Consider the following 19,820-nt stretch of genomic DNA (forward strand, 5'->3'; position numbering starts at 1 on the left):
ACCCCGGTCCCCGCCGGGGCGCGCGGGGCACGTCGGTGCGCCCGACTACCCTGACGGGGTGACTTCCGGTGCGGGCCTGTTCGTGTCGTTCGAGGGCGGCGACGGGGCGGGCAAGTCGACCCAGTCCCGCCTGCTCGCGCAGTGGCTGCGCGCGCAGGGGCGCGAGGTCGTCCTGACCCGCGAGCCCGGCGGCACGACGCTCGGGCAGACGCTGCGCGACGCGGTGCTGCACGGCGAGCACGTCGACGCGCGCACCGAGGCGCTGCTGTACGCGACCGACCGCGCGCACCACGTCGCGTCGCTCGTCCGCCCGGCGCTCGAGCGCGGTGCGGTCGTCGTGACGGACCGCTACCTGGACTCCTCGGTGGCCTACCAGGGCACCGGACGGGAGCTGGGCGCCGACGAGGTCGAGAACCTGTCGCTGTGGGCCACGCGCGGCCTGCTGCCGGCGCTCACGGTCCTGCTCGACCTGGACCCCGACGTCGGGCGCGCGCGGCTGACGAGCGCCCCGGACCGCCTGGAGTCCGAGGGCGACGACTTCCACCGGCGCACCCGGCTGGCGTTCCTCGACCGCGCGTCCGCGGACCCCGACCGCTGGCTCGTGCTGGACGCCACGCGCGCCCCGGAGGACCTCGCGGAGGCGATCCGGGGCCGGGTGGCGACGCTGCTGGCCGCGGGTGCGGCGGCGGGCCCGGCGGGCGACGACGCGGCCGAGCCGGCGGTCGCCGGTGGCGTCGAGGTGACGCCGTGAGCGTCTGGGACGACGTCGTCGGCCAGGAGCCGGCCGTCGAGGTCCTGCGGACGGCGGTCGCGGACGCGTCCGCGATGACGCACGCGTGGCTGCTCACGGGACCGCCGGGCTCGGGCCGCAGCAACGCCGCACGCGCGTTCGCGGCGGCCCTGCAGTGCCCGCGCGGCGGCTGCGGCGCGTGCCACGACTGCGCGACGACGCTCGGCGGCACGCACCCCGACGTCACCTACGTCGCGACCGAGGGCGTGGTCATCCGCGCGGACACCGTGCGCCCGCTCGTCGAGCTCGCGCAGCGGTCGCCGTCGCAGGGACGCTGGCGCGTCATCGTGGTCGAGGACGCCGACCGGCTCAACGACACGAGCGGGAACGCCCTGCTCAAGGCCATCGAGGAGCCCGCCGCGCGCACGGTGTGGGTGCTGTGCGCCCCGAGCCCGCAGGACGTGCTCGTGACGATCCGCTCGCGCAGCCGGTCCGTCGCGCTGCGCGTGCCGCCCGTGGACGCGGTCGCTGCGCTCCTGGTCTCGCGCGACGGCGTCGACCCGGCGGTGGCGGGCGTCGCGGCGCGGGCCGCGCAGAGCCACGTCGGGATCGCCCGGCGCCTGGCCCGCGACCCCGAGGCGCGCGCCCGGCGCTCGGCGGTGCTCGCGATCGCCGCGCGGATCCGCGGGGTGGGAGACGCGGTCCTCGCGGCCGGGGAGCTCGTCGAGACCGCGCAGGCCGACGCCAAGGCGGCGACCGAGCACCGCGACGCGGCCGAGCGCGCCGAGCTGCTGCGCTCGCTGGGCGCGGAGGGCGCCTCGACGCTGCCGCCCGCGCTGCGCTCCCAGGTCCGCCAGCTCGAGGACGAGCAGAAGCGCCGGGCCACGCGCGCGCAGCGCGACGTGCTGGACCGCGCGATGGTGGACCTGCTGTCGCTGTACCGGGACGTGCTCGTCGTGCAGCTCGGCGCCGAGGTCGAGCTCGTGAACGTCGAGCACGCCGCCACGGTGCGCGAGCTCGCGGAGCACAGCACGCCCGAGCAGACGCTGCGGCGGATGGACGCCGTGGGGCAGGCCCGCACGCGGATCGCGGGCAACGTCGCGCCGCTGCTCGCGGTCGAGGCGATGGCGATCGCGCTGCGGCCGCAGGGCTGAGATCGACGGCCCGCCCGGGCCGGACACCGGGGGAGGAGCACGCCATGCTGGTCAGCACCGGGATCACGTCGCTCGACGGGTACGTGGCCGACGCCACGGGTGCGTTCGACTGGGCGATGCCGCCCGAGGACGTGCACGCGTTCGTCAACGACCTGGAGCGGCCCGTCGGGACGTACCTGTACGGGCGCCGGATGTACGAGGTCATGCAGTTCTGGGAGACGGCGCACCTGCTGCCCGACGCCCCGCCCGTCGTGCGGGACTTCGCGGAGGTGTGGCAGGCGGCGGACAAGGTCGTGTTCTCCACGACGCTCGAGTCGGTGCCGACGGCGCGCACGCGCGTCGAGGGGTCGTTCGACCCCGACACGGTGCGCACGCTCGTCGACGCCGCGCCCACGGACGTGTCGATCGCGGGTCCGGGCCTCGCGGCGCACGCGTACCACGCGGGGCTGGTCGACGAGGTCCGGCTGTTCGTCGTGCCGGTCGTCGTCGGCGGCGGCACGCGGTTCCTGCCCGACGGCCTGCGGCTCGACCTGGACCTGGTCGAGGAGCGCAGGTTCTCCGAAGGGTTCGTGTACCTGCGGTACGCACGGCGGTCGTGAGCACCGGCGGCCGCCGCGTGGCGACTACCGTGGGCGCGTGCCTGCCGTCGTGACCCGCCCTGACGCCCCCGCCCGCCCCGCCCGGTGGACGCTGCGCGCGCTCACCGGCGCCGTCGTCGCGGTGCTCGTCGTCGCGGGCTGCGCGCCCGCGAAGGACCAGGCGCAGGTGCCGACGTCGGCCGCGACGTCGTCGGGCGCCCCGACCCCCGACCTGGCCCCGTTCTACGACCAGGTGCTCGAGTGGTCGTCGTGCGCGCAGGGCGAGTGCGCGACCGCGACCGTGCCCCTCGACTACGCCGACCCCACCGGTGCGTCGATCGGCATCGCACTCGCGCGGCAGCGCGCGACGGGCGGCGAGGCCCTCGGGTCGCTCCTGGTGAACCCCGGCGGGCCGGGCGTCTCGGGCGTGGACTTCCTCGCGCAGGCCGCGTCGACCGTGAGCGACGACGTGCAGCGGCAGTTCGACCTCGTCGCGTTCGACCCGCGAGGCGTGCAGCGGTCCAGCCCGGTCGCGTGCGTGGACGGCCCGCAGCTCGACGAGGTCGTCTCGTTCGACGCCGACTACTCGACGGACGAGGGCATCCAGGAGGCCGCCGACGTGTTCGGCGAGCTCGGCGCGGCGTGCCTGGAGCGGACCGGTGCCGCCCTGGGCCACGTCGACACGGTCAGCGCGGCGCGCGACCTCGACGTCCTGCGCGCGGCGCTCGGCGACGACGCCCTCACCTACCTCGGCTACTCGTACGGCACGCAGCTCGGCGCGACCTACGCGGCCCTGTTCCCGGAGCGGGTCGGGCGTCTCGTGCTCGACGGCGCGCTCGACCCGACGCTCACGTCCGACGAGCTCGCCGAGGGGCAGGCCGTCGGCTTCGAGAACGCGCTGCGCGCCTACGTCGCCGACTGCCTCGCGGGGACGTCGTGCCCGCTGGACGGCTCGGTCGACGAGGGCATGCAGCAGGTCCGCGACCTGCTCGACCTCGCGGTGGCGGACCCGCTGCCGACGGGCACCGACCGGCGCCTGACCGGGTCGCTCGCGTTCTACGGCATCGCGATGCCCCTGTACGCGCAGCAGCTGTGGCCCTACCTGACGCAGGGCCTGACGGCGGCGATCGAGGGCGGCGACGGCTCGGTCCTGCTGCAGCTCGCCGACGCGTACTTCGACCGCCAGCCCGACGGCACGTACGCGACCAACTCGACCGAGGCGTTCTGGGCGATCGGCTGCGTGGACGACCGGCAGAGCGCCGACCCCGACGAGATGCGCGCCCAGGCGGAGCGGATCGAGGCTGCTGCCCCGACCGTCGGCTCGTTCTTCTCGTACGGCGGAGTCGTCTGCGCGCAGTGGCCGGTCCCGCTCGTGGGCGGGCTCGAGGACTACTCGGCGCAGGGTGCGGCGCCGATCCTCGTGGTCGGGACGACGAACGACCCGGCGACGCCCTACGCGTGGGCCGAGAAGCTCGCGACGACCCTCTCGTCGGCGTCGCTGCTCACCTACGAGGGCGAGGGGCACACCGCGTACGGCTCGTCGAACGACTGCGTCGCGGACGCGGTCGACGGCTACCTGCTGTCCGGCACGGTGCCGCCCGAGGGCACCCGCTGCTGACGGCCGTGCGCCACTGACCGGGAGCGCCGTCGCGCCGGGTGGCGCGGTCCCGTGGGCGCCGGTGCGCGCCGCCGCCCGACCGACTCCCGTCGCCCGATCGGGCAGCGCACCCGTCCCCGCGGGCGGACCCTCCGCCGGCGACCGCGCACCTGCGCCCCCGTAGCGTCGCGACCCGTCGCCGGGGGAGGGACGCACCGTGGCGCACGACGAGGCCCGCGCGGGTGGACGCCCGGACGGCCCGCGCCCGTCGACGCCGGCGCTCGCAGGCCGGGCCGAGCGCGCCACGGGCGCCGACCGTGCCGCGGCGGCCGACCGGGCCGTGCGCCCCCGCCGCGCGCCGCCCGTGCGCCGCTCCGACGCGGTCGTCGACCCCCATGACGTCCTCGACCTCCAGCGCGCTGCGGGCAACCGCGCGGTCGCCGGGCTGGTGCAGGCCAGGTCGGCGCCGGTCGTGCAGCGCGACCCGCCGACGGGGACGACGGCGGACGACCCGGCCGTCGCCCAGCGCGCGGCTGACGAGCGGGCGGTCGCGACGGCTGTCGAGGCGGCCCTCGTCGCCGCCGCGCGGGGCGAGGGCGACCTCGACGCCGCGCTGCCGGACGCGGTGCGCGCGGCGCTGCCGGCGCACGCGGCGGACGCGCTCGACCGGGCGGCGGCGACGGCGACCGAGGTCGCGGAGGTCGAGGAGGAGGTCGACGTCCCGCCGCACGGCCCGGTGCCCTACGACATCGCGACCACGCTCACCGAGCTCGAGACGTTGCACGCGGGCGTCGCGGGGGTGGAGGGGTTGGCGGCGTCGGCGGGCCTGCGGCTGGTCGTGCGGGCGATCGCCCGGCACACCGCGCAGGCCGTCGCGGAGGTGCTGCCGGGCGGCGCGTCGTTCGCGGGGCTGTACGTGGGACAGGTACGCGTCGACGTGTCGTCGGCGGCCGCCGCCGTGCACGACGCGACGGCGCTGCTGCGCCTCGAGCTCGAGGGCACGGTCACCGAGGTCGTGGACCTGCGCGAGGCGCACCTGCGGGCGACCGACGAGGCGGCGCGTGCGCAGGCCGGCGCGGCGCTGGGCGAGGCGGCGCGGCGTGCGCTGCTGCTGAACGACGCGCTCGCGACCGCGGCGGGCACGGCCGGCCGGACCGGGACGACGGCGCTCGACACGGCCGTGGAGGCGCGGGCCGCCGACATCGCCCGGCTGCGTGGGCTCGCGGCCACGGAGGACAGCACCCGCGGCGCGCTCGACGACCGCCTGTCGCTGCTCACCACGCAGGACGTCACCATCACGCACGGCGAGACGCCCGACGAGCCGGTCCTGCCGTTCGACCAGACGTCCGGCACGACGATCCTGCCGGAGGAGGCGCTGCCGGAGACGACCGACGAGGCCGAGGTCGAGATGGCCGCCGGGCTGGCCGCCCGCATCGCCGACCAGCGGTCGGAGCTGACGCGGCTGCGCGGGGCCGTGGTCCCCGGGAGCCCGTCGTACCAGGTGGACGAGTTCGTCGACGTGCACCGCCGCTGGTTCAGCCTCTACAGCGCGGCGCAGGAGCAGCGGGACCCGACCGTGCAGATGGTGCTCGAGCTCATGGGCGAGCCGTACCGGCTCATGGGCGCCGACGTCGGCTCGGCCACCGTGGCCGTCGAGGGCGGGATCGCGCGCGCCTACCTCATGCAGCTCGGGGTCGACCTCATGGCGTCCTCGCTGCACGGGGAGACGTCCGACCTCGGGGCACGCGTCGACGCGGTCCGGCCCCGCCGCTCGGAGTCGCTGACGGGGTCGGCGGACGACGTGGAGCACGAGTTCGGCGAGCTGTTCCCGACGCGCGCCGGGGCGTCCGCGGACCGCGGCGGTGAGGTCCGCTCCCGTGAGGACGTGCTCGCGGAGCGTCAGCGGGCCACCGCGCAGGCCGCCACGGACGTCGCGGCCGTGCCGGCGGTGCTCCGACCCGCGCAGGCGCGTCGCACCGGGCTCGTCACGGGACGGGGCGACGTCCCGCTCGTGGGCGTGCGCGCGGCGGGCGCGCACGAGGGCTGGACGTACCTCACGGACGTGGTCGCGCAGCCGGACGGCGGTGTCGTCGCCCGCGAGCAGAAGACCGTGCCGCCGGAGGTCGCGGCGTTCCTGCTCGCGTCCGCGCAGCAGCGCGCGACGCTCGCCCGCACGCACGCGCCGACGGTGGACGGCCGCCCGGTGGGGTCGGCGGCGATGCGGTCGGGCGGCGTCGAGGCGGCGACGGGCACGAGCGCCGACCGGATGGTGCGCGGCGAGACGAGCCCTCGCACGCCGCGCGCGGTCGCGACGCTGTCCGCGCAGCTCGAGGCGGCGCGGGAGGAGTCGGGGGTCCGCCCGGGCGGGCGGCCGGTCACGTCGGAGACGGTCGTCACGCAGCTCCAGGGCGACCTGCGCACGTACCTCGACGCGTTCTTCGTCGAGCGGCAGTCCACGGAGTACCGGCTCGCGGCGATCTTCGCGCTCGCGAACACGGAGCACGCGATCGGCGCCGGCATCCAGAGGCTCCTCGACCCGGCGACGCTCGCGACGATGATCGCCGAGGCCGTGAAGATCTCCGCGATCGTCATGACGCTGCAGGGTCTGGGCCCGCTCGGCGGGATCGCGGCGCGCGCGTACCAGGCGTACCTGAGCGCGCAGGGGGTGAGCAACGTCGCGGCGCTCATCTCGGTCGCCGCGTTCTGCCGCAACGCCGCCGACGCGGACAGCCTGAACCGGGCGCGCGCGTGGGGGTACATGAGCCGCAACGTCGTCGACGACGCGAGCGAGCTGTTCGAGAACCTCGTGACGAGCCCCGTCACCGCAGGCCTGCACGCGCTGACGACGTCGCGTCCGGCGAGCCCGCGCGAGCTCGCCGACGCCCTGGCGCCGATGATGTCCGACCCGGCGACCCGCGCGGCGGCGCTCGCGGAGGTCGAGGCGCAGATCACGGCGCAGGAGGCGCTCGTCGGCCCCGACGCGAGCTCCGCGGAGCTCGACGGCCTGCGTGCGTTCCGCGACGGGCTGCTGGGCCGGTCGACGCCCGAGACCGCGCTCGCGGCGGAGGCGGACCTCCCGGGTGCCGCCGCGGCCACCGACCCGGGCGCCGCGGCGGTCTTCCTGGGCGAGCGGAGCCGCAGCGCGGCCGACAGGGCCGCCCTGCATGCCGCGCTCCCGGCCGACCTGGCGGGCGTGACGCTCGTCGAGTCCACGACGCTCACCGGCAACGCGGTGCACGTGCGGTACGGCGACGACGGCGGGGTCCGCCTGGAGGTCGGCCCGCGCGCCGAGCCGGAGCACGTCCGGCGGCACGCGGAGACGGTGCGTCAGCTGCGCCGGTACGAGGGCGTCATGGGGCTGCTGCGGCGGCTGCTGAGCCGCGTCCGGCAGGCGCTCACCGGCCACCCCGCGTACGGCACGGCCGGCTTCGAGGCGAACCTCGAGGTGCAGAAGCTCACCGCGATCCGCGACGACCTCGAGGCGCAGCTGCGCGGCGTCGAGGCACGCGCCGACCGGATGACCCGCGACGGCGTCGACGCCGCACGCGAGGCCGACTCGGTGCGGCGCGAGATCGAGGCGATCCAGTCCCAGCTCGACGAGCACGCCGCCCGCCTCGACTCCTACGAGTCGGGTCGCGGCATCGTCGCCGCCGAGGACACCACCCCCGCCATGATCGGCGCCCGCGAGCGCGCCCGTGCCCTACGGACCCGCGCCGAGGCCGCCGCGCCCGGCGTCCGTGGGGCGCTCGAACGCGCGGCCGCCGCGCACGGCGCGGAGCTCGCGGGCCTGCAGTACGAGCTCAAGTCGGAGGACTCCCTCACCCGCAAGATCCACGACCGCGCGGGCCAGCGCGGACCCGCGACCGACGCCCGGCTCGACGCCGAGGCGCGCAAGATCAACGACGTGCTGCGGTACACCGTGGTCGTCGACATGCCCCGGTACGCCGAGGTGCACACCGCCGTCCGCACGGCGCTGGAGGGCGCCGGGCACACCTTCGTGCGGGAGGGCAACGCGTGGGCGGAGCCGGAGCGGTTCGGCGGGTCCTACCGTGGCATCAACGCGACGTTCCGCACCGCCGACGGCCTCGACTTCGAGGTCCAGGTGCACACGCGCGAGAGCCTCGCGATGAAGGAGGAGCTGCACGCCATGTACGAGGAGGTCCGCGACCCCGCGACCCCCGCCGCGCGCGTGAAGGAGCTGCAGGACGAGATGCGGCGGCGCTGGGCGACCGTCCCTGTCCCCGAGGGCGTCTCCACGCCCCCGCCCGCGACCGGGGGGCGGCGCCGGTGACCGACCCCGCGACCACGTTCCACGTCCGCCGCGACGACGACGGCACCGTCCTCGCGCTCGTGCGCCTGCGCACCGACGACGAGGGCCTGCACGGCGAGGCCTACCAGCCCGGCGTCGGGTGGGTGGCGAACCCGTCCGCGCTCGACGTGCTGCGCAACGGCCAGGACTACGACCTCGTCGACGCCGACGCGGCCGCCCTGCTCGCCGCGGCGATGGTGCCGGAGCCCTGACACGCCCGCTTTGGAGCACGGGCACCGGTCCGGGTACAGTGGGCGCGCTCGCCGTGCTCGCACGACGACGCCGCCTTAGCTCAGTCGGCAGAGCGTCTCACTCGTAATGAGAAGGTCTGGGGTTCGATTCCCCAAGGCGGCTCCACCAGGGACCCGCGTCCGGCCAGGCATCTCCGCCTGGCACGGCGCGGGTTTCTTCTTGTCGGCAGGCGCCCGAGACCGCGTCGTCGAGAGCTCCCCGGCACCCCGCGGCCGTCAGGCTCGCCGGTCGGCCCGAGCGGGCACGCGTCGTGTCGATCGTGCCGCCGGCGTGCCGGGACGTTGGTCCGTCGAGCCGCGGCCGGCCCGGGCGGACGCTTCAAGCGTGACTGATTCAACCGGGGTCGAGGTGAGCGAGCCCCAGCAGGCAGGCGTCGCCGCTCTGGCCGTGCTCCAGGCGATCGCCGACCCGGTGCGATGGACGGTCCTGCGCGTGCTGGCGAGCGGGCCGGCGTGCGTGTGCAACCTGCAGGAGCACGTGACCGTGCCGGGCAACCTGCTGAGCTACCACCTGAAGGTCCTGCGCGAGGCGGCACTGGTCACGACGACGCGTCGCGGTCGCTGGGTGGACTACGCGTTGGCTCCGGACGCGCGCGAGCGCATGCTCGCGAGCCTCCCCGGTGCGCTGGAGGATGCGGCGGGCGGGCGGTGACGTGAGCATCAGCGAGCGGTTGACCGCGCGGACGCCGACGGGCGTGTGGGTGCGCGCCGGCGCTGCGGCCATGCTGTGGGTCGTCCTGTACGCGGCCAACGGGCCGTTCTGGGACTGGCTGCTGCTCGACCGGATCGGCCTGGACGGCGAGGGGCGGCTCGGCTCCGGCGTGCGGTTCTTCTTCTACGACTCGGTGAAGATCGCGCTGCTGCTCGTCGGCATCATCTTCCTGGTGACCGTGCTGCGCTCGTTCATGAGCGTCGAGCGCACGCGTGCGCTGCTCGGCGGACGCCGGGAGGGCCTCGGGAACGTGATGGCGGCCGGGCTCGGCGTCGTGACGCCCTTCTGCTCGTGCAGTGCGGTGCCGGCGTTCATCGGGTTCGTCGCCGCCGGTGTCCCGGTCGGCGTGACGCTGAGCTTCCTGATCGCGAGCCCGCTCGTGAACGAGGTGGCGATCGCGCTGCTCTTCGGCCTGTTCGGTCTCGGCCCGACGCTCCTGTACGTCGGTGCCGGGCTCGTGATCGCGGTCGTCGCCGGGGTCGTGCTGGGGCGTCTACGCGTCGAGCGGTGGGTGGAGCCGTTCGTCTTCGAGACGCGCCTGCGAGGGGAGGTCGTCGACCCCGCGGCCGCGCTCACCTGGGCGGACCGCATGCGGATGGGCGTCGACGAGGTCGGTGTCATCCTGCGCAAGATCTGGCCCTACCTGCTCGTCGGCATCGCGCTCGGCGCCGTGATCCACGGGTGGGCGCCCGAGGACTTCTTCGCCCGGCACGCCGGCGCGGGCAACCCGTTGGCCGTGCTGGTGGCGGTGCTCGTGGGGATCCCGCTGTACTCCAACGCTGCGGGGATCCTGCCGCTGGTCGAGGCGCTGCACGACAAGGGCCTGCCGATGGGCACCCTCCTGGCGTTCATGATGGCCGTCGTCGCCCTCAGCCTGCCCGAGCTGATCCTGCTGCGGCGCGTCCTGAAGCCGCAGCTCATCGCCGCGTTCGTCGGCGTCACGGCCGCGGGGATCGTCGCGGTCGGCTACCTGTTCAACGCCGTCCTCGGCGTGTGAGCCCCACCAAGGAGAGTGAGCACCGTGCAGATCAAGATCCTCGGCCCTGGCTGCGCCAACTGCACCAACCTGGAGCGTGCGACCCGCGTGGCGATCGAGGCGCTCGGCGTGGACGCCGACGTGGAGAAGGTCACCGACTACTCCACCATCGCGGCGTACGGCGTCATGTCGACGCCCGCGCTCGTCGTCGACGAGGTCGTCCTGCTGTCGGGGCGGGTCCCGACGGCCTCGCACCTGCGCGAGATCCTCGCGCCCCTGGTCGCCGCCGGCTGACCCCGGCCGGGACGCCTGGCCGGGGACTGCTCGGGCTGGACCAGAGGTGCTGTCCACCCGCTCACGGCGACGTGACGCGCGACGTTCTCGTCGTCAGGGGAGCACCTTCTCGAGCTCGGCGACGATCGCCGACCTCGGCCGGGCGCCTGCGAGGGACGTGACGAGCCGGCCACCCGCGAAGACGGCGAGTGTCGGGATCGACACCACGCCCATCTGCTGGACCGTCGCAGGGTTGGCGTCGGCGTCGACCTTCACGACAGCGAGCCGACCCGCGTACTCGTCGCCGATCGCGTCGACCACGGGCGAGAGCTGGCGGCACGGTCCGCACCACGTCGCCCAGACGTCCACGAGCACGGGCAGCTCGGACTGCAGGACGACGGTGGCGAACGACGCGTCGGTCACGGTGGTGGAGCTCATCGGGCACCCTCCAGATCGGTGGTCGGGACGGGGTCGACGACGTCGTGTGCGGTGTCGGCGAGTCCGGCGAGGTAGTGCTGGGCGTCGAGCGCGGCGGCGCAGCCGGATCCGGCGGCGGTGATGGCCTGGCGGTAGGTGTGGTCGACGACGTCGCCGGCCGCGAAGACGCCGGGCAGGTTGGTCAGCGTCGAGCGGCCCTGCACGGAGACGTAGCCGTTGTCGTCGAGGTCGACCTGACCGACGAGCAGGTCGGTGCGCGGGACGTGCCCGATCGCGACGAACACGCCGGTCGCGGGGTGCTCGCGGGTCTCGCCGGTGACGGTGTCACGCAGGGTCACACCGGTGACCTTCTCGGTGCCGTGGATCGCGACAACCTCGGAGTTCCAGGCGAACTCGATCTTCGGGTCGGCCGCGGCGCGGTCGGCCATGATCTTCGAGGCACGCAGCTGGTCACGGCGGTGCACGAGCGTGCGCTTGCCGAACCGGGTCAGGAAGGTCGCCTCCTCCACCGCGGAGTCACCACCGCCGACGACGATGATCTCCTGGTCGCGGAAGAAGAACCCGTCACAGGTCGCGCACCAGGACACCCCACGCCCGGACAGACGCTTCTCGTCGTCCAGGCCGAGCTCACGGTAGGCGGACCCGGTCGACAGGATGACCGCGCGCGCGGCATAGGTCTCACCGCCCGAGACGGTGACGGTCTTGACCGGGCCCTCGAGGGAGAGCGAGACGGCGTCGTCCCACAGGACCTCGGCCCCGAACTTCTCGGCCTGCTTCTGCAGCGCGTCCATGAGTTCGGGGCCCTGGATGCCGTCCGGGAAGCCGGGGAAGTTCTCGACCTCGGTGGTGTTCATGAGCGCGCCACCGGCGGTCACGGAGCCGGCGACGACGAGGGGCGCGAGTCCGGCACGCGCCGCGTAGATCGCAGCGGTGTAGCCGGCAGGGCCCGATCCGACGATGACGAGGTCGCGCACGGTGCTCATGCGGTCACCGGCTCGATGCCGGGCTCGTCGAGCAGCCCGAGGACGCGGGTGCGGATCTCGTCGCGGATGGGGCGCACGGCCTGTGCACGCAGACGAGCATGACGGGGGAGTCGGTCGTGGCCATGGCGAGGCTCCTTCAGGGGGCGGGCGTCGAGGTCGACGCCAGGGACTCGATGCGCTCCCGCAGGTGCTCGCGCAAGGGGCGGATGCCGTCGACGTCCCACCCGGCGGGGTCGGGCAGCGGCCAGGTCTCGTAGCGGACCCCGTCGACCCGGGGGAGGTCGAGGCCGGGCTTGAGCGCGACCACGACGTCGGCGGCCTGGACCGCTTCACGGGTGAGGCGCGTGGGGGTGTGGTCGGTCCAGTCGACGCCGATCTCGGCGAGCGAGCCGATCACGACGTCGCTGACGTGGTCCTCGGGGTCGGTGCCGGCAGACGCGACCCGCAGGCGGCCGTCGCCGACGGACTCGGCGACGCCCGCGGCGAGCTGGGAGCGGCCGGCGTTGTGCACGCAGACGAACAGCACGGTGATCACAGCGTCGTCACCACCTCGTCGTGCTGCGGGACGTTGGTGGCGCGCGGCGAGGGGTAGAGGAGGACGACGCCGGCCACGCCGACCACGGCACCGAGGAGCTGTGCGGCCACGAGCGGTGCGGCCGATCCAGGGGCGATCCCGGCGAAGGTGTCGGAGAAGATCCGCCCGACCGTGACCGCGGGGTTGGCGAACGACGTCGAGCTGGTGAACCAGCACGCGGCCCCGATCCACGCCCCCACGAGAGGTGCCGCCAGGGTAGTGCGCTCGGTGCGGACCAACGTGAGGATCAGCCCGACCAGGCCCGCCGTGGCGACGACCTCACCGACCAGGAGCCCGCCACCGACCCGGTCCGTGCCGGCGATCGTCGTCGGCACGTCGAACATCGCGTTGGCCAGCACCGCGCCGAGGACGGCTCCGGTGCACTGCGCGACCGTGTACTGACCGACCTCGCGCAGGCTCAGCCCGCCGCCGTCACGGCGACCGAGCCACCAGTCCGCCAGCGACACGACCGGGTTGAGGTGCGCACCGGAGACCGGCCCGAGTGCGGTGATCAGCACGGCCAGGCCGAGCACCGTGGCGAGGCTGTTCTGCAGGAGCTGAAGGCCGACGTCGTCGGGCGACAGCCGCGACGCGGCGATCCCGGAGCCGACGACGACGGCGACGAGCAGCGCGGTGCCGGTGGCTTCGGCGGCCAGACGTCGACCGAGCGAGGACCGTGTCGACGGCCGTTCCGTGGGGGTCACGCCGACATCGTGGCCACCGGGAGTCCACTCAGTCAAGATTGACTCAATGAACACTGAGTGGAGGTCGGGCTGGAGCGTCGCGCGGCATGGCACGAGGCTCTGCCCAGACCGGACGCCTCGCCGTCGTCGACCTGGTCTCCCGCGGCGACGGCTCGCCCTCGGCGCTGCCCGGGAGACACGGTTCGCTCCAGGTGCGCCGCCCCGCCGTCCTGCTGAGGGTGCGCCCGATCGGGCGGTCTTGCGGAGACGGCCGCATCGCACGGAGCCCCGTCGCGGCGGTGCGGCTGGCACGGCACCGCTCCGTCCGATCTGATGGTGTGCGAGGGTCGACGCCGGCTGGCGGCGGCGCGGGGATCGGGGGGACGTCAGTGCGACGAGCGCGCCGGCTGCTGCCGGAGCTGGCCTTCGCGGTCACGTACGCGGCGGCGGTCCTGCTGGGCCGGGGGACCGCGCTCCAGGTGAGCGACCTCGCGCTCGTGTGGCCCGCCGCGAGCGTGGCGGCGGCGTGGGCGCTCGTGCGGCGACGCGACCGGCACGCCGCGGTCGACGTAGGGGTTGGCGTCGTGCTGACCGTCGTCCTGCTCGTGGTCACCGGGATGGACGTCGCGACCGCGTCCGTGCTGGCCGCCGCGGCGGCCGCGCAGGTGCTCGTGTTCGCGCTCGTGCTGCGCCGGCGTCGCCCGGAGCTGTGGCGCAGCCGTGCGTCGCAGCAGCTGAGCATGCAGGACGTGTGGGGGTTCCTCGAGGCGTCCGTCGTGGCGTCGGCGGTGTCGGCGATCCCCGTCGGGCTGGCGACGCTCACGTCGGACGCCTGGTCCTGGCCGACCGTCGTCGTGTGGTTCGCACGCGGGTCGGTCAGCATCTTCGCGCTCGGGTCGACCGTCGTGGTGCTGCGCGCGTGGTGGCTCCAGCGGCGCGTCGAGGGTCGGCGGCGGACGCGGCGGCGCGTCGAGTACGCGCTCGTCACCGTCCTGTCGCCCGCCGCGTACCTGCTGTGGTTCGTGCCCGGTCTGGACCTTCCGGTGGCCTTCCCGCTCATCGGCCTGACGGTGTGGGTCGGCTCGCGGCTGAGCCTGCCGTACGTGGTCGTGCACGACACCCTGCTCGGGGCGTTCGCGGTCGTGCTCACGATGCTCGGCAGCGGGCCGTTCGCGTCGATCGAGGACCGCACGGCCCGGCTGCTCGTCGCGCAGCTGTTCGTCGGCATGGTCGCGCTCATCGGCCTGTCGCTCGCGGTCGCGCGCGCCGAGCGCGAGACGGCCCTGCGCGACCTGGCCGAGGCGCGCGCGGCGGTCGAGCGGCGCGCCAACCTGCTCGACACGATCATCCACACCATGGACGAGGGCGTCGGCGTGATCGACGACCACGGGCGCCTGCTCATGCGCAACGCCAAGGCGACCGCGCTGTTCGGCGGCATCCGCAGCCTCACCGGGCGGGTCGCCGGAAGCGACTTCTACGGGTTCCACCGGCTCGACGGGACGCAGCTGCCCGACGAGGAGGCCCCGCACCGCGTCGCGCTGCGCACCGGCGTCGCCGTCCGGGACGCCGACGTGCTGGTCCGCAACAGCGGCCTGCCCGACGGGCGTGTCGTGCGGTTCAACTCGACGCCCCTGCCCTCGCTCGTCGGCGGTGGCGTGGTCTCCGTGATGCGCGACGTGACCGCCGAGCGGCTCGAGCTGCTGCTCGCCGCGCGGGTCCAGGCGGCGCTGCTGCCGACGCAGGCGCCCGCCGTGCCCGGGTACGACCTCGCCGCGTCGTTCGTCCCCGAGGGGTCCGTCGGAGGCGACCTGTACGACTGGCAGCGCACGCGCGACGGCGTCGTGCTCACGGTCGCCGACGTCATGGGCAAGGGACCGGCGGCGGCGATCCTCGCGGCGACGCTCGTCACCGCGCTGCACGAGCACGACCCCGAGCGGGACGTCGGCAGCGTGCTCGCCGCGACCGAGGAGCGCCTCGACCGCCAGCTCGCCAGCTCCGGCGCGTTCATCACCGCGACCCGCCTGCACGTGCGCGCGTCGACCGGCGACGTCGCGTACGCCGACGCCGGCCACGGGCTGAGCGTCGTGGTCCGCCGCGACGGGAGCACCGAGCGGCTGGCCGCGGGTGGTCCGCCGCTCGGCATGATGTTCGGCGCCCCGCGCGCCGTGGGCCACGCGGAGCTCCACGTGGGTGACACGCTCGTCTCGTTCAGCGACGGCGTCCTCGACGGGCTCGGTGGCCACCTCGACGACCTGCGCGTCCTGAGCGACGTCGTGCGGGCGGCGGCCACGGCGCAGGACGTCGTCGACGGCGTCGTCGCAGCCGTCCAGCGCCGCGGCACCGCCGACGACGACCTGACGGTCGTGGCGCTGCGCCGCGGCACCCTCGTGGTCGACGGGGACGGGCCGACGGCGTCCGCCCGTCCGCGGCTCGGCGACGCGGGGGACGCGGTCGCCGGACCGTCGTCCTGACCCGCCCCTCCGGCGGGCCGAGGTCAGTGCCGGTGGCCTCCGGAGATGCGTGCGGGGGCGAGGCGCACGGCCGCGACGGCGGCGACGGCCGTCGTGAGCGGGATGGCCAGGACCAGGCCGATCGACCCCGCGAGCGTGCTCACGACCTGCTCCGCGAACGCCCCCGACGTGAGGGTCTGGCCGAGCGGCTGGTCGTACAGCTCGAGGAGCAGCAGCACGGGCATCGACGCCCCCGCGTACGCGAACGCGATGGTGTAGACGGTCGACGCGATGTGGTCGCGGCCGATGCGCATGCCGCGGGCGAGCAGCGTGCGCCACGACGCGGCGGGGTCCGCGGCCCGCAGCTCGAAGACGGCCGACGCCTGCGTGATGGTCACGTCGTTGAGCACACCGATCCCGGCGAGGACGACGCCGCTGAGGAACACGCCCTGCAGGATCCGCACGCCGTCGTCGCCGAGCAGCCGCGCGAGCTGGTATGTGTCCTCCGTGGACCCGGGGTGCAGGTGCGCGACGTGCGCGCCGACGACGCCGAGGACCGTGACGAGCACGAGCCCGCCGAGCGTGCCGAGCAACGCCGTGGTGGTCCGCAGCGAGAACCCGTGCGCGAGGTACAGCACGACGACGACCACGACGGTCGCGGCGGACAGCGTCGCGACGAGCGCGGGCTGCCCCTGCACGAGCGCGGGGACGAGGTGCACCGCGAGCACCCCGAACGCGACGGCGAGCCCGACGAGCGCCCGCAGCCCGCGCATGCCGGCAACCAGGACGGTGACCAGGGCGAACGCGAGCGCGAACGTCGTCAGCGGGACGCCGCGGCGGAAGTCGCCCCAGGCCCACACCTCGTCACCGTTCTGGTCGGCGGGGTAGTGCTCGAGCACGATCCCGGTGCCGGGCGGCACGTCGGCCCGCGTCAGGCCGGACGTCGCGATGACCTCGACGGTCGTCCCGGCCGACGCCCCCGCCCCGACCTCGGCGCTCACGTGCAGGCAGCGGACCGTCTGCGGCACGGACCCGTCGGGCTCCATGTCCTCGACGGTGCCGTCGCACGTGTCCCACCGGGAACCGACGACGGTCGCCGACAGGCGCTCGACCTCGACGTCGACGAACCCGGTGTCCGGCCGGCGGTCCTCACCGGGCCAGGTCGCGAGCAGCCCGACGACGGCCGCGGTCGCGGCGAGCACCACGAGCACGACGAGGACGACACCGGTGCGTGACCGGGCGGCACGCCGGGGGGCGGCAGGGGCGTCGACGCTCACGACGGGACCTCCACGGTGTCGCCGGCGGGGGCGCCGAGGGCGCCGGCCGTCGTGGTGCCCGGCACGCCGGCGCCCGGCGCCGTGCCGTCGTCCCCGTCACGTGCGCGGGCCGCGGCGGCGGGGGCCGCGCTGAGGCGGACCAGCAGCGCCGCGAGCGCGGTCGTCACGGGGATCGCCAGCACGAGGCCGATCGACCCGACGAGCGTCCGGACGACCTCCTCGGCGATCTCGCCGCTGCCGAGCACGCCGAGCAGCCCCCGGTCGGTCAGGCTGACCAGCAGGACGAGCGGGAGGGCCGCGCCGACGTAGGCGAACACGATCGTGTACACGGTCGACGCGATGTGGTCGCGCCCGATCCGCATCCCGCGCCCGATGAGCTGCCGCCACGTGCTCTCCGGCCGCGCGGCGTGCAGCTCCCACACCGCCGACGCCTGCGTGATGGTGACGTCGTTGAGCACCCCGAGCCCGGCGAGCACCATGCCGCACAGCAGCACGGCTCGCAGCCGGACCTCGGGCGCGGCGGACATGAGGTCGAGCGCGTACTCGCCGGACAGCCCCGTCAGGTGCGCGGCGCCGCTCGACCAGGTCGCGATCCCCGCGGTCGCCACGAGGCCGACGAGCGTGCCCGCGAGCGCGGTGGACGTGCGGACGGAGACGCCGTGGGCCAGGTAGAGCACGGCGTACATGATGACGACGCTCGTGACGAGCGCGACGCCCACGGCCGGGCGCCCTTGCAGGAGGGCGGGCAGCGTGAACACGCCGACGACGCCGAGCCCGACCCCCATGCCGACGAGCGCGGCGAGCCCACGCCACCGCGCGACGAGCACGACGAGCCCGGCGAACACGGCGGCGAGCAGCAGCATCGGCGGCCCGCGCTCGAAGTCGACGAACAGGTACGTCGTCGTCAGCGTCGGCTCGGTGCCCGCGGGGGCGTCGAGCGCGACCTCGGGGGCGGACAGCGCCGCGACCCGCACGTGGTCCCCGACGGCGAGCTCGGGCACGTACTCGGGCGGCACGTGCAGGTCGACCTCGTCGCCGCGGTCGAGGCGCGCCGACGCCTGGTCCATCCCGGTCGCGTCGGGCCGGACCTGCGTGACGACGCCCGACGCGTAGACGACCCCGGGACCGTCGGTGTCGAGCACGGGCGGGCGCGCGTCCGCGTCGGGCCACAGCCACCACGCACCGAGGAGGGTGAGGAGCAGGACGGGCACCAGCGTCGCGACGAGGGCGGTCCGGGCGCGGGCGGCGGTGGCCCGCACCTGGCGCTCCGCGGCCGCGTCAGGCGGGGCGGTCAGGGTGGGGTGGCTGTGGGGCACGACCCAGGATCGGCCACCGGGCCTGTGCTGCGCGGGGCGACGCGCCGACACCGCCCGCGGACGCGCCGACGTGTCGTGGGCCGTGAGGCCCGGAGACGGTGGGCGGCCCCGAGGGGTCCAGGGGCCGCCCACCGGACGGACGGGCGCGGCCGCCACAACCGCGTGCCCGACGTCCGTCGGGAGTCCCACGCGCGTCCGCCGGAAGGGGGCGTGCGCCGCCGTGGGGCACTGCGCCCAGCATGGCGACCCCGGGGCGCCGTCGGCCCGGACGAAGGTCCTAGCCCGGTCGTGCACCGGCGACGACGACGGCCCGGAGCGGGTGCCCCGGGCCGTCGTGGTCAGTCGCCCTTCACGTTGACGAGCTGGTGCAGCACGTGCCGGACCTCGACCAGGTCGGCGGCGTCCGCCATGACCCGGTCGATGTCCTTGTACGCGGCGGGGATCTCGTCGAGGAACGCGTCGGTGTCCCGGTACTCGATGCCCGCCATCGACTCCCGCAGCTGCTCGCGGGTGAACAGCTTGCGGGCCTGGGTCCGGGAGTGCTCACGGCCCGCGCCGTGCGGCGAGGAGCACAGGGACAGCGGGTCGCCCTTGCCGACGACCACGTAGGACGCCGTGCCCATCGACCCCGGGATGAGCCCGGGGTCGCCGGCCCGCGCCCGGATCGCGCCCTTGCGGGACACCCACACGGACTTCCCGAAGTGCTGCTCCTGCTCGGTGAAGTTGTGGTGGCAGTTCACGCGCTCGGCCTCGACGACGTCCTCGCCCATGTGCTCGGCGATCGCGGCGACGACGCGGTCCATCATCTCCTCGCGGTTGAGCCGGGCGAACTCCTGCGCCCAGCGCAGCTCGCGCACGTACGCCCAGAACTCGGGCGTCCCCTCGACGAGGTACGCGAGGTCACGGTCGGGCAGCGAGATCCACCACTTCTGGCACAGCTCGGCGGCGACGCGGATGTGGTGCTGCGCGATCTTGTTGCCGACGCCCCGGGACCCGGAGTGCAGGAACAGCCACACGGTGCCGGTCTCGTCGGCCGTGACCTCGATGAAGTGGTTGCCGGACCCGAGCGAGCCGAGCTGCAGCGCCCACCGGCCCGCGTACGCGCCGGGGTCGAACCCGGCCTTCTCCGCGGCGGCCTCGAGCGTCGCGACCCGCGCCTCCGCGCTGGGCGTCAGGCGCTGGTTGGCCGCGCCCGCCGACAGCGGCACGGTCCGCTCGATGCGCTCGCGCAGCGGCGTCAGGCTGCCCGCGGCGCGGACCTGCTCGACCGACCACTGGGTGCGGACGGCGATCATCCCGCAGCCGATGTCGACACCCACGGCGGCGGGGATGAGCGCGCCGAGGGTGGGGATCACCGAGCCGACGGTGGCGCCCTTGCCGAGGTGCGCGTCGGGCATGAGCGCGACGTGCGGGTAGACGAAGGGCAGGGTGGAGGTGGCGACCGCCTGGTCGCGGGCCTTGTCGTCGAGGATCGAGGCCCAGGAGACCAGCGTCTTCGTGAGGTGCTGGCGTGTCATGG

17 protein-coding genes and 1 tRNA gene are annotated in these 19,820 nt (G+C 75.2%); 11 read left to right on the plus strand and 7 right to left on the minus strand.

The annotated features are described in order from the left end of the window. The first annotated feature begins 58 nt into the window (after window positions 1-58). The 10 genes from tmk to CELF_RS02435 all read left to right on the plus strand — a co-directional run bounded on the left by tmk (window position 59) and on the right by CELF_RS02435 (window position 10,601). On the plus strand, window positions 59-751 hold the full coding sequence (tmk, locus tag CELF_RS02390; protein WP_013769651.1) for a dTMP kinase: 693 nt from the start codon (window positions 59-61) through the stop codon (window positions 749-751). Continuing rightward, window positions 748-1,884 carry a DNA polymerase III subunit delta' gene (locus CELF_RS02395; protein WP_013769652.1) on the plus strand — a complete coding sequence of 379 codons (1,137 nt, stop codon included), beginning with the start codon at window positions 748-750 and terminating at the stop codon, window positions 1,882-1,884. Before tmk ends, CELF_RS02395 begins: the two co-directional genes overlap by 4 nt. Before the next feature lie 44 nt (window positions 1,885-1,928). Beyond that, on the plus strand, window positions 1,929-2,483 hold the full coding sequence (locus CELF_RS02400; protein WP_013769653.1) for a dihydrofolate reductase family protein: 555 nt from the start codon (window positions 1,929-1,931) through the stop codon (window positions 2,481-2,483). A gap of 37 nt (window positions 2,484-2,520) precedes the next feature. Continuing rightward, window positions 2,521-4,080 (plus strand): alpha/beta hydrolase, encoded by a 1,560-nt coding sequence (locus CELF_RS02405; RefSeq protein ID WP_013769654.1) that lies wholly within the window; start codon window positions 2,521-2,523, stop codon window positions 4,078-4,080. Window positions 4,081-4,276: 196 nt separating this feature from the next. Beyond that, window positions 4,277-8,350 carry a hypothetical protein gene (locus CELF_RS19340; RefSeq protein WP_013769655.1) on the plus strand — a complete coding sequence of 1,358 codons (4,074 nt, stop codon included), beginning with the start codon at window positions 4,277-4,279 and terminating at the stop codon, window positions 8,348-8,350. Then, on the plus strand, window positions 8,347-8,580 hold the full coding sequence (locus CELF_RS02415) for a hypothetical protein (RefSeq protein WP_013769656.1): 234 nt from the start codon (window positions 8,347-8,349) through the stop codon (window positions 8,578-8,580). Before CELF_RS19340 ends, CELF_RS02415 begins: the two co-directional genes overlap by 4 nt. Before the next feature lie 69 nt (window positions 8,581-8,649). Further along, window positions 8,650-8,725 (plus strand) — tRNA-Thr (locus CELF_RS02420). Window positions 8,726-8,944: 219 nt separating this feature from the next. After that, complete coding sequence (locus CELF_RS21070) at window positions 8,945-9,271, plus strand: ArsR/SmtB family transcription factor (RefSeq protein ID WP_013769657.1); 327 nt, start codon at window positions 8,945-8,947, stop codon at window positions 9,269-9,271. Between the two features lies 1 nt (window position 9,272). Beyond that, window positions 9,273-10,328 carry a permease gene (locus CELF_RS02430; RefSeq protein WP_232014290.1) on the plus strand — a complete coding sequence of 352 codons (1,056 nt, stop codon included), beginning with the start codon at window positions 9,273-9,275 and terminating at the stop codon, window positions 10,326-10,328. A 15-nt stretch (window positions 10,329-10,343) separates the two neighbouring features. After that, window positions 10,344-10,601 (plus strand): thioredoxin family protein, encoded by a 258-nt coding sequence (locus CELF_RS02435; protein ID WP_232014291.1) that lies wholly within the window; start codon window positions 10,344-10,346, stop codon window positions 10,599-10,601. A 93-nt stretch (window positions 10,602-10,694) separates the two neighbouring features. Here the strand turns inward: CELF_RS02435 and trxA are convergent, their stop codons facing one another. The 4 genes from trxA to CELF_RS02455 all read right to left on the minus strand — a co-directional run bounded on the left by trxA (window position 10,695) and on the right by CELF_RS02455 (window position 13,279). Next, the gene (gene trxA, locus CELF_RS02440) at window positions 10,695-11,018 is read right to left on the minus strand and encodes a thioredoxin (protein ID WP_013769660.1); all 324 of its coding nucleotides are present in this window, start codon (window positions 11,016-11,018) and stop codon (window positions 10,695-10,697) included. Continuing rightward, window positions 11,015-12,001, minus strand: coding sequence for a thioredoxin-disulfide reductase (gene trxB, locus CELF_RS02445; protein WP_013769661.1), 987 nt, complete (start codon window positions 11,999-12,001; stop codon window positions 11,015-11,017). Before trxB ends, trxA begins: the two co-directional genes overlap by 4 nt. A gap of 136 nt (window positions 12,002-12,137) precedes the next feature. Continuing rightward, on the minus strand, window positions 12,138-12,536 hold the full coding sequence (locus tag CELF_RS02450; protein WP_013769662.1) for an arsenate-mycothiol transferase ArsC: 399 nt from the start codon (window positions 12,534-12,536) through the stop codon (window positions 12,138-12,140). Next, a complete protein-coding gene (locus tag CELF_RS02455; RefSeq protein WP_049791417.1) occupies window positions 12,533-13,279 on the minus strand; it encodes an aquaporin in 747 nt (248 codons plus the stop codon). The genes CELF_RS02450 and CELF_RS02455 overlap by 4 nt, the downstream gene beginning before the upstream one ends. A gap of 368 nt (window positions 13,280-13,647) precedes the next feature. On the opposite strand from CELF_RS02455, the gene CELF_RS19345 reads away from it, so the two are divergent. Next, a complete protein-coding gene (locus tag CELF_RS19345) occupies window positions 13,648-15,729 on the plus strand; it encodes a SpoIIE family protein phosphatase (RefSeq protein ID WP_013769664.1) in 2,082 nt (693 codons plus the stop codon). 23 nt (window positions 15,730-15,752) lie between these two features. Here the strand turns inward: CELF_RS19345 and CELF_RS02470 are convergent, their stop codons facing one another. From CELF_RS02470 to CELF_RS02480, 3 genes are all read right to left on the minus strand, one after another. Continuing rightward, complete coding sequence (locus tag CELF_RS02470) at window positions 15,753-16,985, minus strand: YibE/F family protein (RefSeq protein ID WP_013769665.1); 1,233 nt, start codon at window positions 16,983-16,985, stop codon at window positions 15,753-15,755. Next, a complete protein-coding gene (locus tag CELF_RS02475) occupies window positions 16,982-18,301 on the minus strand; it encodes a YibE/F family protein (RefSeq protein ID WP_013769666.1) in 1,320 nt (439 codons plus the stop codon). Before CELF_RS02475 ends, CELF_RS02470 begins: the two co-directional genes overlap by 4 nt. A 338-nt stretch (window positions 18,302-18,639) precedes the next feature. Then, a complete protein-coding gene (locus tag CELF_RS02480) occupies window positions 18,640-19,818 on the minus strand; it encodes an RtcB family protein (RefSeq protein ID WP_013769667.1) in 1,179 nt (392 codons plus the stop codon). Window positions 19,819-19,820: the final 2 nt, after the last annotated feature.

The sequence above is a fragment of the Cellulomonas fimi ATCC 484 genome, from assembly GCF_000212695.1.
In the GTDB taxonomy this organism is placed as follows: Bacteria; Actinomycetota; Actinomycetes; order Actinomycetales; family Cellulomonadaceae; genus Cellulomonas; species Cellulomonas fimi.